The sequence below is a fragment of the Neolewinella agarilytica genome, assembly GCF_900110645.1.
Classification (GTDB): Bacteria; Bacteroidota; Bacteroidia; order Chitinophagales; family Saprospiraceae; genus Neolewinella; species Neolewinella agarilytica.
In genome coordinates this window covers 64,005-78,521 of record NZ_FOFB01000006.1, presented here as the reverse complement: position 1 = coordinate 78,521, position 14,517 = coordinate 64,005, and the positions used below count along the sequence as shown (strand labels likewise).

At 52.5% G+C, this 14,517-nt stretch carries 17 protein-coding genes; 7 read left to right on the top strand and 10 right to left on the bottom strand.

Translation table 11 applies throughout. From position 1 onward, the window contains the following. Position 1: 1 nt before the first annotated feature. Positions 2–772 carry a porin family protein gene (locus tag BM123_RS07070; protein WP_090166730.1) on the bottom strand — a complete coding sequence of 257 codons (771 nt, stop codon included), beginning with the start codon at positions 770–772 and terminating at the stop codon, positions 2–4. A 97-nt stretch (positions 773–869) separates the two neighbouring features. On the opposite strand from BM123_RS07070, the gene BM123_RS07065 reads away from it, so the two are divergent. Next, positions 870–1,922, top strand: coding sequence for a gliding motility protein GldB-related protein (locus BM123_RS07065; RefSeq protein ID WP_090166728.1), 1,053 nt, complete (start codon positions 870–872; stop codon positions 1,920–1,922). Between the two features lie 52 nt (positions 1,923–1,974). Here the strand turns inward: BM123_RS07065 and BM123_RS07060 are convergent, their stop codons facing one another. After that, a complete protein-coding gene (locus tag BM123_RS07060) occupies positions 1,975–2,598 on the bottom strand; it encodes a hypothetical protein (RefSeq protein WP_090166726.1) in 624 nt (207 codons plus the stop codon). A 108-nt stretch (positions 2,599–2,706) separates the two neighbouring features. Here BM123_RS07060 and BM123_RS07055 point away from each other — a divergent pair, with 108 nt between their 5' ends. Both BM123_RS07055 and BM123_RS07050 read left to right on the top strand, forming a co-directional pair. Then, positions 2,707–3,957 carry a hypothetical protein gene (locus tag BM123_RS07055; protein ID WP_090166724.1) on the top strand — a complete coding sequence of 417 codons (1,251 nt, stop codon included), beginning with the start codon at positions 2,707–2,709 and terminating at the stop codon, positions 3,955–3,957. 56 nt (positions 3,958–4,013) lie between these two features. Further along, positions 4,014–5,885, top strand: a complete 1,872-nt coding sequence (locus BM123_RS07050; RefSeq protein WP_175489274.1) for a S8 family peptidase — start codon at positions 4,014–4,016, stop codon at positions 5,883–5,885. A 15-nt stretch (positions 5,886–5,900) separates the two neighbouring features. On the opposite strand, the gene BM123_RS07045 is transcribed toward BM123_RS07050, so the two are convergent. Next, on the bottom strand, positions 5,901–6,434 hold the full coding sequence (locus BM123_RS07045; protein WP_090166721.1) for a rhodanese-like domain-containing protein: 534 nt from the start codon (positions 6,432–6,434) through the stop codon (positions 5,901–5,903). Positions 6,435–6,566: 132 nt separating this feature from the next. Then, on the bottom strand, positions 6,567–6,857 hold the full coding sequence (locus BM123_RS07040; protein WP_262490448.1) for an HU family DNA-binding protein: 291 nt from the start codon (positions 6,855–6,857) through the stop codon (positions 6,567–6,569). 142 nt (positions 6,858–6,999) lie between these two features. On the opposite strand from BM123_RS07040, the gene BM123_RS07035 reads away from it, so the two are divergent. After that, complete coding sequence (locus BM123_RS07035) at positions 7,000–7,191, top strand: hypothetical protein (protein ID WP_139211795.1); 192 nt, start codon at positions 7,000–7,002, stop codon at positions 7,189–7,191. Positions 7,192–7,354: 163 nt separating this feature from the next. Here BM123_RS07035 and aat read toward each other — a convergent pair whose 3' ends face one another. The 3 genes from aat to BM123_RS07020 all read right to left on the bottom strand — a co-directional run bounded on the left by aat (position 7,355) and on the right by BM123_RS07020 (position 8,969). Continuing rightward, entirely contained in the window at positions 7,355–8,038 is a 684-nt protein-coding gene (aat, locus tag BM123_RS07030; RefSeq protein WP_090166715.1) for a leucyl/phenylalanyl-tRNA--protein transferase, read from the bottom strand. Between the two features lie 136 nt (positions 8,039–8,174). Beyond that, the gene (locus BM123_RS07025) at positions 8,175–8,468 is read right to left on the bottom strand and encodes an ATP-dependent Clp protease adaptor ClpS (RefSeq protein WP_090166713.1); all 294 of its coding nucleotides are present in this window, start codon (positions 8,466–8,468) and stop codon (positions 8,175–8,177) included. A gap of 33 nt (positions 8,469–8,501) precedes the next feature. Then, entirely contained in the window at positions 8,502–8,969 is a 468-nt protein-coding gene (locus BM123_RS07020; protein ID WP_090166711.1) for a redoxin domain-containing protein, read from the bottom strand. 125 nt (positions 8,970–9,094) lie between these two features. Between BM123_RS07020 and BM123_RS07015 the strand changes: the two genes are divergently transcribed. Then, positions 9,095–9,994, top strand: a complete 900-nt coding sequence (locus BM123_RS07015) for a DMT family transporter (RefSeq protein WP_319922093.1) — start codon at positions 9,095–9,097, stop codon at positions 9,992–9,994. A gap of 195 nt (positions 9,995–10,189) precedes the next feature. On the opposite strand, the gene BM123_RS07010 is transcribed toward BM123_RS07015, so the two are convergent. Then, positions 10,190–11,455, bottom strand: coding sequence for an MFS transporter (locus tag BM123_RS07010; protein ID WP_090166708.1), 1,266 nt, complete (start codon positions 11,453–11,455; stop codon positions 10,190–10,192). Positions 11,456–11,544: 89 nt separating this feature from the next. After that, entirely contained in the window at positions 11,545–12,309 is a 765-nt protein-coding gene (locus tag BM123_RS07005; RefSeq protein WP_090166706.1) for a 3-keto-disaccharide hydrolase, read from the bottom strand. Between the two features lie 194 nt (positions 12,310–12,503). On the opposite strand from BM123_RS07005, the gene BM123_RS07000 reads away from it, so the two are divergent. Further along, the gene (locus BM123_RS07000) at positions 12,504–13,004 is read left to right on the top strand and encodes a GreA/GreB family elongation factor (RefSeq protein WP_090166704.1); all 501 of its coding nucleotides are present in this window, start codon (positions 12,504–12,506) and stop codon (positions 13,002–13,004) included. A gap of 249 nt (positions 13,005–13,253) precedes the next feature. Further along, a complete protein-coding gene (locus BM123_RS06995; protein WP_090166701.1) occupies positions 13,254–13,892 on the top strand; it encodes a thioredoxin family protein in 639 nt (212 codons plus the stop codon). Here BM123_RS06995 and BM123_RS06990 read toward each other — a convergent pair. Next, positions 13,873–14,433, bottom strand: a complete 561-nt coding sequence (locus BM123_RS06990; RefSeq protein ID WP_090166699.1) for a DinB family protein — start codon at positions 14,431–14,433, stop codon at positions 13,873–13,875. The genes BM123_RS06995 and BM123_RS06990 overlap by 20 nt on opposite strands. Positions 14,434–14,517 lie beyond the last annotated feature (84 nt).

Here is a 14,517-nt window from a genome sequence, read left to right as displayed (position 1 = left end):
ACTAGAACATTACCCCAAGCATGATTACGAGAGAGTTGATCTTCCCGCGGCTGTCATCTTCAGTGGGGTTCCGCCCTTCGCGGAGCAGGGATGTGCCCTTATCGGTTGTAACGTCGGCGAAGCCAGACTGAAAGGCAATGCCTCCAATAAGGGAAGTGCTTTCAGAAATGCTGTACTCGATGCCTCCTCCCAGGCTCCAGCCCAGGTTAAAGGAATTAGTCTCTTTAGAAATATCAAAGCTCTCTTCATCACTAATGAAGCCAGCATTTTTGATACTGCCTCGTGATTGCGTCAGGATTCCCAGATGGATGGCCGGACGAACGAAGTAACGGATGTAGCCGAACTCCCGTGTCCGCAAGGTCAGGCCAAGCGGAATTTCGAGGTACTGCAGGTCATACTTATAGGCAAGGCCGCCAGCAATCGAGTCAGGTACCGTGGTAAGCGCTCCATCGAGTGACTCTGCCCAAATGTCTACCTTTTGGTACTGGTCTTCATAAAACAGGGTTCCTCCTGCGTTGAAGTGAAAACCCAAACCGGTGTGAATACTGTAGGTTTCTGCGAAATAGTATTCCCCGATCACCCCCAGCTTCAGACCGAGGTTGGAGCCATCGCGATTAATGAGATTGTCATTAGTGGTCATACCACTAAAAGTGGGACTTAACTGAATCCCGAATTTGAGATCACCGGCGAACTGTGCCTGTAGGCCGGCACAGGTAAATAAGAGGGATAATCCGAGAATTAAGCCTTTGAGGGAAGTGAAATTTTTGGTCATACCAAACGTTGGTTTTAAGCAGATAATAAATAGCTACAGATACAGCTACCTCTTCTAAACTCTCAAACGAGCCGGCAGGGCCGGTGTTTCGCTGAATATGAAAGTCATTGCAAAATTAACGGTACGCTCGCTCTTTCTCGTACTTATTCTCCATTCATGTGCAGATGATCGGGCAGAATTGCCGCCGCCAGACGTAAGCAGCTTGCGTTCTCCCGTAGAATTAATCCGCTTTGATGAGGTTATGATGGACATCGACACCGCTGACGTCGCCTCCGGGATGAAGCGACTTGACGGAGAATTCGGTGACTTCTCCGATGTTTATTTTCGGCATATCACACCTCTTCGGAGAGGCGATTTGAGCCCGGAAGAACAGGCGCTGGCGATGAAGGCCTTTCTGACTTATCCTTTGATTCAGGAAATTCATCAGCGGGTAGCGGAGCGATTCTCCCCTGAAGTGATGAATGGCCAAAAAGAAAAGCTGGAACAAGCCCTGCGATACTACAAATACTACTTACCCGACGCTCCCCGCCCTGACACATTGGTAGCCTTCATTGCTCAGTTTGAGCTGGCGGCTTTTTTATATGGTGACGGCCAGATGGCCGTCGGGCTCGACTTTTTCCTGGGGCCGGAGTTTGATTACCAATCCGTAGACCCGCGTGAGCCCATTTTTTCCGATTACCTCGCCCGCGCTTACACCCCCGATCACATGACGAGCAAACTAATGCAGGTATTGATTGACGACTACGTTCCGCGACCGCGGGCTGGCCGGCTGGTCGACTTTATTATCTACGAAGGGAAAAAAGCCTACCTGCTCAATAAAGTATTACCAGAGACGCCCGATCATCTTCTCCACGAAGTCACTGAAGAACAGATGAACTGGCTACGCGATAACGAAATCGCTATCTATGCCTCCCTGCAGAAAGAAAACCAATTCTTTGACGAAAGCCCTGACCTGGTACGGAAGCTGACCCAACCAGCCCCGAGTTCACCGGGAATGCCGGCAGAGTCTCCCGGGCGGGCAGTGAATTATCTGGGGGAGAAAATTGTCGAAGCATTCATCCGTGCTAACCCTCAGACCAGTATGGAGGAGCTATTAGCGATAGAAGACGGGCAGGAAATTTTAGCAAAAGCCCGGTATAAGCCGAGATAGGGCCGGGTGCCGGGTGCCGGGTGCCGGGTGCCGGAAAATAAAACCATCTACATTATACCAGCTTAAAGCTAACGGGAATGCGGACCTCACCTGCGCCCCGGGTACCATCGTGCCAGCGGTGCCCGTCGCGGTTCATCTTAAGTAGTACGTCCAGTACGGCTACGCCGGCCATATTGGAGCCTCCTCTGATGTGGTGAACGAGCATATTTTCAGCGAGGCTTCCATCTTCATTTACACCGAAGCTAACGACGAAGGAACCATCGAAACACTTGGGGTCTCGCTTCCAGACCTCGTCGGAGAAAGAGGCTGCGAGCTTAGTCTTTAGTTCGGAAACCAGTAATTCGCGCGAGGAGGCGATTTCTCCGCCGTTGAATAAGTCGCTGCGGTTGACCTCAGCATCCTCCAGAAGCTCCGGGTCAATCTTTACCTCAAAGCAGGGGTCAGCACTAATGCTGTTCAGATAGTCAATGGCGTTTTTTTCATCCTGGCTGCGAATGGCATCAAAAAATTCTTCTACTGCCGTATCATGAGCAGAGGAAGAAGACCATGCATAAGTGTAGGATACGGGAGCAGCTTCTGGCTGCCGGCCAACGAGGTATCCTCCGATAACCGTAGTTAGTAAGCAGAAGAATAAGCCAACACGGGCATAAGGGGAGTTGAGTCCGGGGTTTTTCATGGGAATAAGATGTTGGGTTATGGTAAAGTGGTGTAACACAGGGGTGTATAAATAACTTAGCGCTGGCAAAACTCGTTGCGTCCTGACCGTTGTTTAACAAATTTTATCGTGAAAAACTACCTGAATACTTTTTTCAAATGGGCGACCCGCTCGTTTTTCATTTTCCTGCTCATGATTCTGGTCGTTTTTAACTTCCGTTTCTATCAACAACCTGATTTTGTCCGTGATGAGAGTGGAGTATGGAACGAGGATGTCTACGAGCAACTACAGTTCCTGAAGCAGTCTCTGCAAGCAGGTGCGGACGATGAAATGCAGGGACTTTTCCCCGAAGGACATCTATTTATTCACGCGCTATACGGTTTGATCGCGGCGGACTTTGCCTCCGCTACAAATGCCGATACCTTCGGAAACGGTTTTATGGAGTACGAAGACTTACCAGAAGGAGTGGCTTTACGTGAGCTTGATTGGGCCTGCGACGAGATAAATTCAACTAAAGGGAAGCAAGTCTTCACCGAAGGCCTACCCCTCCCCTATGGCGTATTTTATCGGGGGTGGCAAAACTACCTGCTTGCAAAACAGATCAATCAGCGAAATGGCAGTCAGCGAAACATCGCCGATTTTCAGCGTAACGCTGACGAAATTGCCGCAGCTTTCAATCAGGCCCCCAGCCCCTGGCTGGAGTCTTATTCCGAGTCCGCCTGGCCAGCGGACAATGTAGTGGCCATAGCCTCCCTGGCCGCCTATGACCGTTATTTTCATACCACCCGCTTTGCGGCCACCATCTCGACATGGCTGGAGAAAGTGAAACAGCAGCTGGACCCGGCGACCGGCCTGATCCCCCACGCTACGGACCCGGATACCGGCGCCATCAGAGAGGGCGCGCGGGGCTCTTCTCAAAGTCTGATACTATCCTTCCTTCCGGAAATTGACCCTGTTTTTGCAGCAGCGCAATATGCTCTTTACCGGGAGCATTTCCTTGCCTTTCGGCTCGGTCGAGCGGGCATTCGTGAGTACCCGAAAGGGCAGGAAGGGAGTGGTGACATTGACTCCGGCCCCGTGATTTGGGACATTGGCGGCGCTGCTTCCGTGGTGGGTCAGCGGGCGGCGGGGATGAACGGAGACGGTGAGTTGTTCGCAGATTTGCGGGGGAGCCAACAGGCTTTCGGGTTTGCCTTCAGCTGGAACGGCAAACGACGCTACCTCTTCGGCAAGCTACCCATAGCCGATGCATTTATCGGCTGGGCGAATGCTGTTCATCAACGAGAAAATCAGTTCCTGCGCGGTCCGGCCCCCTGGCGGATTCATTTCATTTCGGTCCTGCTTGGCATTGTTTTTTGCTGGTTAGTCTACAAAATTTAGCCCTTAACTCTTATTTTACAATGGCTTACCCTCATTTACGGACAAAGAACCTGCCCATGAACAAGTCATTCCTCCTCCCTTTGCTTTTATTAATCCCCCTTTGCACCTGCGTCAGCGCCCAGGGCACCCGCGCCGCTCAGGAAGTCAAGCTCGACGAGGCCTATGCAGCCCATAACGTAAGTGGCGAAGGCGTACTGGTCGTAATGATTGACCGGGGTATTGATTACCACCACCCTGCCTATTTGAATGCTGACGGAACCACCCGACTGGCCTACGTATTCGATATGATTAATGGCAACGACGGCAATCCCTACGGCGTCGGGCAAATCCTTGACCGCGCCGCCATCAACAATGATCTGATGACCGATGGGCCGCCGTTGAGCAACGACAACCACGGCCACGGCACCGCCACCACGGGCATCATTGCGGGTAATGGCGGCGGATCCGACGGGAGCGATCAATTTACCGGCGTCGCTCCGGAGGCCACCATCATCAGTATTAAGCTCGTACAGGACGGCTTCCCCGCTGCGGGCGGAAGCCCGGGCGAAGCGGGTTTCTTCAACCCCGATTACATAGCTATCGCTCTTCAGTTTGCCGCAGACAAAATTGCGGAGTTAGGCTTACCCTCTGTTACCCTCATGAATATCGGCAGCATCGGCGGGCCAACGGACGGGACCGGAACGGTTGGTCGGGCCATTGCAGACTTTGCGGCCAACCACGCCTTCGTTTGCGGGGTAGGAGACGACGGCGGAGCTGACAACGTCGCGCGCGGCAATATTGCCCAGACCGGGAACGGTGCCATTGTTGACATCCGTTTTGAGAAGTTAACCGATGGTAATATGGACGTAGGTCTCTGGTATGATGCCGGTGACCGCTTCGAGGCCCGTCTGATCACCCCAGGTGGCACAACACTTACACCGGGAGTACCCAATAACAATAACCGCACCTCGGATACTGGCGAGAATGCTACTATCTGGCACAATGGCTCTAACGCAGACTTCTGGGGCTCCACGGGCAACCGACGGGAAGTCTTTACCCGTATCGCCAGCGGTACCGGAGTCTACACGCTACGCCTGATCGGCATTACTGTCAACGATGGAGGCTTTATCGCAACCATGAACCCCTCTCGTTATAACCTGAACAACCGCTTTCTGGATTTCGGGACCAATGAAGGGAGCATCAACGATTACAGTGCCAGCCCTGGCGTAATTTCCCCTACAGATTATGTGCTGGACCCCAGCTGGACAAGCCCGGTTGGCGCTTTTTCTATTACCGGGCAGGGAGCTCCCGGAGATATTTGGGTGGGCAGTAGTAAGGGACCGACACATGACGGTCGCTTAGGCATCGACTTTGGCGCCCCCGGCGAGGTCCTCTTCGGCCCCTACAGTCCCGGATCATTTTATAGCCGAGCGGTGAGTAACACCATTGCCGGCACCAATGGTATGTATGGCATTCAGAACGCCGTAAGTGCAGCGGCACCGCTTACAACCGGGGTCATCGCCCTCATGCTCGAACTCGACCCTACACTATCCCCCGCTGAAGTATTGGACATTCTGCAGCAAACGGCCCGCTCTGACAACTTCACCGGTAACACCCCGAATAATACCTGGGGGCACGGCAAACTGGATGCTAAGGCAGCTTTGGATGAAGTCAACCGTCTCGTACGTACCGATGATCTGCGCAGCACGGCTGTTTACGCGACCATTTCTCCTAATCCGGCAGATGACATCGTGAGTGTAGCCGTACCAGAGGGCGTGACGATCAGAGCCATGACGGTATTCGATATCGTGGGTCGAGAAGTTTTCAATAGCCAGGCAAAGAGCGTTTCTTCCGGGGCGCTGCCACTAGGCCACCTGATGGCCGGCACTTACTTTCTCAACGTACAGACTGATCATGGAGTAGCCGTAAAACGCTTTATAAAACGATAGCGGGAAAGAGGGACATTACCAGACTTTTTCTCCGATGGAATCCGGCACAAAACTTCCCCACTTCCGGCTGTAGGTATGCACTTTTTCGGTGGGCTTCCCTGCTGCGTCGTTCAGAGGCAATCCGGCAAGCTTCCAGGCATAAATACTGCCGTAAAGGTTATAAACCTGGCTAAAGCCAAGTTGACGCAGTTTTTTCGCCGCCCGCTCACTTCGGTACCCTACGGTGCAGTAAACAACTACGGGGCGGGATTTATCTATCTCTTCGAGTTGATCATAGTCCGGAGAGTTGTACCCCAGATGAATAGCGGATGGAAGATGGCTCACCGTATACTCTTCTTTTTCCCGGGCATCCAGAAAAATGGCCGTTGAAAGCTTGCGGGCCTCGGTGGCACTGATCGCATGCTCATCGGCAGAGATGAGTTGAGATAACTTTTTGTCCAGTTCCGGATAGCCTGTTTCCAGGCGAGGGGGAACCGTCTGGGCGCGGACGCAGGATGCCAGCAACAGGACAAAGAGCAGAGAAAGGCCGCGAAACAGATTTCGTAACATGTGCTTAAAACAGCTGAGTCGTCAATTTCGTTGAGGTGCGCTCTACAAACAAGAAAGCGACCCACCCCTGAGGATGGATCGCTTTCTATAGTTTATTCAACGGGTAGAAGATCTACCTTCTGAAAGGTCTGTTTAGTTAAGGCTTTCGCTGAGCTTCTTGCCTGGCTTAAACTTAGCAACAGTTTTGGCAGCGATCTTGATCGTCTCACCAGTACGTGGGTTACGACCATCACGAGCTGGACGCTCATTGGCAGAGAAGGTACCGAAGCCTACCAGGCTTACACTGTCGCCGCTCTTAAGAGCGTCGCCAATAGTTTCGAGGGTAGCGGCAAGGGCAGCTTCTGCCTGGCTCTGAGTTAGACCAGACTTTTCGGCGATTGACGCCACGAGTTCTCCTTTATTCATTGGTTCAGGATTTTGGATATGAATTATTAGGGCGCAAAGATTGGTCGGGAGGACTTCCCTTGCAACATTTACCCCGTGAAAAATGGTTATTAGTGCAGAAATAGTGTGTAAAAGGCCGATTTTCGCGTTCTCTTACCTCTTTTTACAGCAACTACAACGTATGAAACAGTCTCGTGTTTACCTTTTAGCCTTCCTTCTCGCCTTCACCTGCACGGTAAGTATGCAAAGTTGCGCCCGAAAATCGGGCTGTGCAGCCATCGAAACCACCGTCAAACCGAAGTTGAAAAAGAGTGGCAAGCCCAAAGGAAAATCATCCGAGCTGTTTGGGAAGAAGATGCGGAAAAAGATGTAGCCAGGCAGCTCAGACCAGATCAGACAAAGTTTGCGCACCACCGTGACTCCTAAGTGGAGAAGTTGAACTAATGATTCTCCGCGTTATACGGATTATCCTCTGATCGACGGTGAAAGGTCATTAACCTTAGCATCATCGATGTATAGCGGGCATGCTGCTGTGCTCAACACCACTTACCCCGTTCTGTATCTTCACTGTCAATCGGGGCAATCTCGTCCATAAAAAATTCGCGACTGATGGACTCTCCCCCCAGGCTCTGCAGATGATTCGTCTTTTGCTGGCAGTCAATCATTCGGTAGCCTCTTTCCTCCAGGCGGCGGACCAGAGAGATGAAACCAAATTTACTGGCATTCGGGCGATGATGAAACATACTCTCTCCGAAAAACACCTTCCCCAGTGCCAGCCCATAAAGGCCGCCCACCAGCTCGTCCCCTTCGTATACTTCCACGCAATGAGCGATGCCTTTTTCGTGTAAGCTTACGTAGCCTTCAATCAGATCTTCCGTGATCCAACTCCCCCACTGGCCGGGCCTTATTTTTTTCTGGCACTCCCGCATCACCTCTTCGAAGCGGGTATCAAAGCGGACCGTATACTTCTGCTGATTAAAATAAGGACGCATGCTTTTGCTCACCTTCAGGTTCTTCGGGAAAAGCACAAAGCGTGGGTCAGGATGCCACCATAAAATGGGGTCTCCCTCGCTGAACCAGGGAAAAAAGCCTAATCTGTAAGCAGCGAATAAGCGTTCTGGAGACAGGTCTCCGCCAAAGCAAGCAGGGCCGCGGCCATTGACTTTAGCAGGATCAGGGAAAAGTTCAGGGAATCGTGAGTCCAGACGAAAAAGTGGCATCGGGGAAAATTGAAGTAGGGGTCGTCCGAAAAGATGTTAAAGGGTTACGGGCGCATAGAAAGAGCGGTGTGTAAAAGCTCCGCCTCAATATCGTAATTTGAGCCCGATCTACTTGTGTTCAGCTTAATCAGCCCGACTACCTTCCCTCAATAACTGCGGATAAGCCGCGATCGACCAAAGCTTCCCGCTTGGGCCTGAGTTCAGCCAAGGCGGCTGATTTAACCGTTGCCTTTCCTTTAAAATGGATCAGGAGAGCCAACTGCTCACTTTGGGCAGAGGAGTGGCCCAAAATTTCCTCGAAACTTTTCATTACCCAATCGAAGGTATTATGATCATCGTTATACACGATGAGGTCTGCTGGCTCACCACTGCCAACGTCAATATCTTCTTCTAATAGTACGTCTTCTTGTCCGTCGTGTGCGTATAACATATTGATCCGCAATAATTTACTTTTAGGAAACGATCAGAGTGAACTCAAAGTTTCCTTTACTGCTGTAAAGTTAGGTAAATCGCCGGCAGATTCCAGCACCTCCGCATAACGGATTACTCCCTCACCGTCTACAACGAAAGCAGACCGCTTACTTACGCCCTCCATACCAAAGACGAAGGTGTCATAGAGCGAGCCGTACTGACGGCTGACTTCAGTATTAAAATCACTGAGCAGAGGGAAGTTCAGGCCTTCCAGCTCTTTGAATTTCGCCAGGGTGAAAGGAGAGTCTACGCTGATGGCTACAACATCGGTGTTCATGTTATTGAATTCTGCCAAAGCATCCCGCATCGTACAAAGTTCTTCGGTACACACACCGGTAAAGGCGAGGGGGAAGAAGAGAACGACTACATTACGCCCGGCGTAATCGCTCAGGCTGACTTCTTTGGTATCGGAAGCGTGCAGGGTAAAGAGGGGGGCTTTGTCACCGGCTTTGAGCGCCATAATAGAATTCTGTTTTGGTTATGCCTTAGTATACGCGAATTTTGCCATAATGTTTTAGGGAGCCGCCTTGTGACAGAGTAATCACACAAGCTCCCCAAGGAAGCTATCTTTGCCTCACCACTAAAATCTTCCCCATTTCCAACGATACGTACTCCGAATCCCGCGCTTATCTGGAGCTTCACCTGGCCGTTTTCCTTTGGGGCTTTACGGCCATTCTGGGCGACCTGATTCAGCTCTCCGCACTGACGCTCGTCTGGTGGCGGGTATTGCTCACCAGCCTGAGCTTGCTGGCGTTCGTGAAGGCGGGGCGCTTACTGGCCGACCTTGGCCGGCGGCAGATACTCATCTTTGCCGGCCTGGGCGTCATTGTAGCGCTCCACTGGGTTACTTTTTACGGCGCGATCAAGTTAGCGAATGCCAGTGTGGGGCTCATCTGTATGGCGACAACATCCCTGTTCTCCAGTATTGTGGAACCGCTGATCGTAAAACGACCTTTTCTTTGGTCAGAGCTATTGCTGGGCGCCTTCATTTTGCCGGGCATCTGGTTGATTGTGGATGGCGTAGACCCTTCAATGACGCCAGGTATTATGGTCGGCCTGCTTTCCGCGCTGCTGGTGGCTATTTTCACCTCCTTCAATAAACGCTACGTAGAGAAAGCTGATCCACTTCGCATAACTTTTATCGAACTATCCGCCGGCACCTTATTTCTAACTCCATTCCTACCCTTTTTGGGCGGCACCTTCTGGCCAGCGCCCATGGATTGGTTTTACCTCCTCATTCTGGCGGTAATCTGCACCACGTTTACTAATTTCCTTTTCCTGCGGGCGCTGAAAAAGCTCTCCGCTTTTGCTGCCAACCTTACCGTAAATCTGGAGCCGGTATACGGTATTTTCCTGGCCTACTTTTTGCTCAACGACGCAGAGGAACTTTCGCCCAGTTTTTACCTGGGCACGCTACTCATTCTCATTGCCGTATTCGGTTATGCGGGGGTGAAACGATGGCGAAAGCGACGGGCGCTTGCATAAGCAGCGGGCAGCATTGCCCCTTGAACTTTCTCTGCACCCGCGCTCCGGCGCAAAAATGGTTTGTTTCTCGCGCCAGTCATACTCCGGCAGGCACATAAAAAAAGCCCGTTCCTCCAAATCGGAAGGAACGAGCCCAATAGCATTATGTGTACTAAGTCCTTTGTCGGGCCGAAGCCCTGATTAAACACTGCTTGCTTATTGCAGGCCAGCGTCTAAAGTTGAAAGATCGGGCTTCGCCCTGTTTTTCATGTACAAATATAAGCCAATAAATACAAATATCAATATTAAAGGGAAAATTGCTATTGACCCGAGCGCTGCCTGTCCGGTTGCCAGCTCCGCAGCGTCGCCTACCAGGCCCTCCGCAAGGGCCGTTTCCCGGCCACTATCGATCCAACCTCCGATGATAGGATTCCAGATTGCGGCGCCTAACATACCAGCACCACCGATGAGTGAAAGGCCGAAGGCCCCGGACTTTGGCAGGTTCTCCGCCGTAAAGCCAAGCATCGTTGGCCAGAAGTAGCAAATACCCAGCGCAAAAATGGCAGTGCCAACATAAACCAGTGGCCCGGTCACCATGCTGAGCATAAACAAGCCAAGGCAAGCCAGCACGGCGGAGCCAATCAAAACACCCGCGGGGTTGAAACTCTGGATGAGGGGACCTGCAAAAAAGCGTCCGGTTGCCATAATGCCCGCCGTCATGGCCAGCAAAATCATCGCATTGGCGCCGGCGTTGCCCAGAATACGCTCTACCCACTGCGTAGCGCCGAACTCCGTTGTTGCCGTCATGGTCATAATCAAAGCCATTACGATAAATAGTGGCGTAAGAATGCCTTTAATATTTTCTCCGGTGTCACTGACAATATTGTCTCCTTTAGGGAAAGACTGACCAAGGATCAGGACTCCGTAAATAGCCGTTGGGACCAGCATCGTAGCGATGAGTACCTGCCAGGAAACACTGCCCCCCAGGAAGAAAGCAATCAGGGAACCAATCACGATACCACCGGGGAACCAAACGTGAAATTTGTTGAGCATCTCCGTTTGCTTATCCGGGTACATATCCGCAATGAGCGGATTACAGGCTGCCTCAACGGAACCATTGGCGAAGCCAATGAGGAAGGTCGAGATCATCAGGCCCCAGTAGCCGCCGGCGGTCATCGTAAGCACCAGCCCAAGTACGTGGCTGATGAAAGCCAGCCAAAGTAAAACCTTCGGACCAACGGCGTTGTAAATAGCGCCGCCCAACAGCATAGCCAGCGGAAAGCCGTAAAAAGCCATCGAGTTTACCCAACCGAGTTGGACGTCAGTAAGGCCGAAATCAGCGGCCAGATCTCCCAGAATACCCGCCCGGATGGCGAAGGTCATGGAAGTAACGATGAGGGCAAAACAACTGGCGAGGAAGAGCCGGTCGCGGTTAGCCGGCACGTCGGCAAAAGTTTTGGTCGAAGAAGAGGGTATGGACATGATCTTGAATTAGTAATGTAGTAGTGTAGTAGTAGAGGGTGGTGTTGTGACCGGTAGATTATAAAGATAATGACCGCAACACCGCATTTCTATTTCAGCGGCCGAATACGAATGTTCCGGTACCAGACGGCGTCACCGTGGTCCTGAAGAGAAATTTTGCCGGAGGTGGTTTGGCCGAAAGCGTCGAAGTCTTTGAATTTAGACTCAGCGATCATGGCTGCCCATTCGGGGCCTTTATTGACGTATTCGACCTGTTTTTTGCCGTTGAGCCAGTGTTCTGCTTTGCCGTCAGTAACGACGAGTTTCACCTGATTCCATTCGCCTACGGGCTTGACATTTTCTTCGGCGACGGAGATGAAGTCATAGAGGTCACCGGCGCGGTGGGTTTTGATTTTTCCGTCGGGGTGGCCGTCGTTATCGAGCACCTGCATTTCCGGGCCGGTGAGCCAAGGATAATCGTAGCCATTTTCGGTGATGTTGTAGATAATTCCGCTGTTGCCGTTTTTACCGATCTTCCACTCGAGTTCGAGCTCGTAGTTGGCGTAGTCTTTGTCGGTAACGATATCACCGCCGCCTTCGGTTTGCCAACCGTCTTTGTTAGCTACGTCGAGGTATAGCGCACCGTCAGCAATTTTCCAGGCAGCGCCAACGCCTTCCTTGCCGTAGGTATGCCAGCCGGTGAAGTCTTTACCGTTGAAGAGGCTCGTCCATTCGCCGGCGGCCATTTCACCAGCAGCGGGAGCAGAGGGCGCGGCCGCAGGTTCCGTGGACGTCTCGGAGGAGGCAGTGTTAGTTTCCCCACAGGCAGAAAGCAGGAGAATAGCTACCAATGGCAGCAAAGATTTGATTTGCATGAATGCGGATTAGGTAAATACAGTGGGAAAGATAGGAAAAAGGAAGGAACGCGATGGTTTCCGCAAAAAAATGTGTGCCTGACGAATTCATTCGTCTTACAACGGTTAACTGCCGCAAACGGCAGGGAGGCTGTTGCCGGACGAACAAGAAGCAGCCATGATATGTCTATAGAAGAACCACTAATGCAAAGCTTATGTCCCGAGGTTTCGTCAAAGAGTCTGATCAGGAGGAACTTCCCATCATCCCGCCCCGCGCCCCGCTTCCTGCGGGGGTTATCAATTACGTTACCCCAACGGGGCTCGCCGCCCTGACCGCTGAGCTGAACGCGCTGGAAGCCGAGAAAGCAGACTTCCCCACGGATCATGAAGGCGAGCATCGTCGGGCCGTTGCGGTCATTGACGGTAAGCTGGCGCTCTTACGCCCCCGCATCAGCTCCGCACGGGTGGTGGACCCTGCGGCGCAGCCGCAGGAGGAGGTCCGTTTCGGTGCCCGCGTCACCCTCCGGTTCGGAAGCAGCGGCAGAGAACAGACCTTTCAAATTGTCGGTGTGGATGAAGCCAACGTCAAAGAAAAAAAGATTGCCTTCACCGCTCCCATTGCTAAAGCGATTAGCGGACTTTGGGCGGGAGAAACCGCCGATTTCCGGATGGGCGGAAAGGCTGAAAAATTGGAGGTGGTGAAAATCAGGTATTGAGCGTGAGGTGGGCCGATCAATCATCGATGACGCAAAAAAGCGGCGATTAGAATATGGGACAGGAGAATTTTAGAATGAGGCCGGGGGAGTAGGATACTTAGGATTACAGGGTAGGATTTGTAGGATATCGAAAGACAACTCCTATTCTCCTCCGCTCCTCCAGAAAAAACGTCGCGCAGCGACAAAATCCGCGTTCATCAGCGGGATTCGTGGTTCAAACTCTGCACTCTCTCACTGTGTTCTCTCCTCATGCAAGACATCCTCCACACCGCCCTGGCTGCCGCTCTACCCTACCCTGCCTACCGTGAAATGCTCACGCTGCTATTAGCCGAAGGCAAAACCACCGGCCCCAACCAATCGGAAACCTACCTCTCCGCCGCCATCCAGAATCAGGCACGGATGAAACGCCTGGACCGTAAAGCACGCTTCAGCGAAGAGATGGAAACTGCTCTGGTCGGGCTCACCCGCAACTACCTCATGCTGGCCATCACCGAAGGCTGGTGCGGCGATGCCGCACAAACCGTCCCCCTCTTCAACCACATGGCCGAAGCCAGCAACAAGCTGGAGCTCAAGCTCGTCCTCCGCGACGAGCACCCTGAACTGATCGATCAGTTCCTGACGGACGGCGCACGCAGTATTCCAAAGATTATTTTTCTCGACGCCGAATCGCTGGAGGTCGTCGCAGATTGGGGCCCACGGCCCGCACCCGCCCAGGAAATGGCCATGGCCTACAAAGCCTTACCCGCAGAAGAAAAAGACTACGACGCCTACAACGTCGCCCTGCACACCTGGTATGCGCGGGACAAGATGGCCACTACGCAGCGGGAGGTGGTGGAGATATTGCGGGGATTGGGACATGCTTATAGATTCATGGCAAACGCCCGATAATCAGCCGGATCTGCCCCATATGATTGGCCTGATGCTCCATCACGTGGTACCAGGCCCAATGGTTATTCATGCTGCTGCCTTTTACTTTGGAGGCGAACCACTTATCGTCCTGGGTTTTCAGTAGGCGGAGGGTTTCTGCGCGGACTTCGTCCCAGCGCTCCAGGTAGTAGGAAATGGGTTTACCCTGCAGCGCTTCCCGGCCGCGCTTGCCGAGGTCCATGGCCGCGCCCCACTCCTCTTGTTCCTCGCGGTTAAAACCGCGCCCTTCAAAGGTGTAAAGCTGATAGTATTTCTCCGTAGCCGCCAGGTGGAGGATCATGGCCCCGATGCGATTGGCATTATCGTCGAGTAAAAAGTCAGTGCCTTCCTGATCGAGGTTGACGACGCTGCGGGTCACACGCCCCTTCAGGTCATCAAGCATTTGTACAACGACACCAATGTGTGGCGAGTAACCTTTTTCGGTCTTGATTTGCTGGGCAGAGGCAGCTGTGGCGAAAAGCAGCAACAAGGGCAAAAGAAGGGATGGAAGGAAGGCTTTCATAGTGGAGGAATGGTTGGTGTGGTAAAAGTAGGGGTGCTAGCGTTAGAAGCCCGAGTAATCGCGAACGCTCGGCCAGGACTTGCA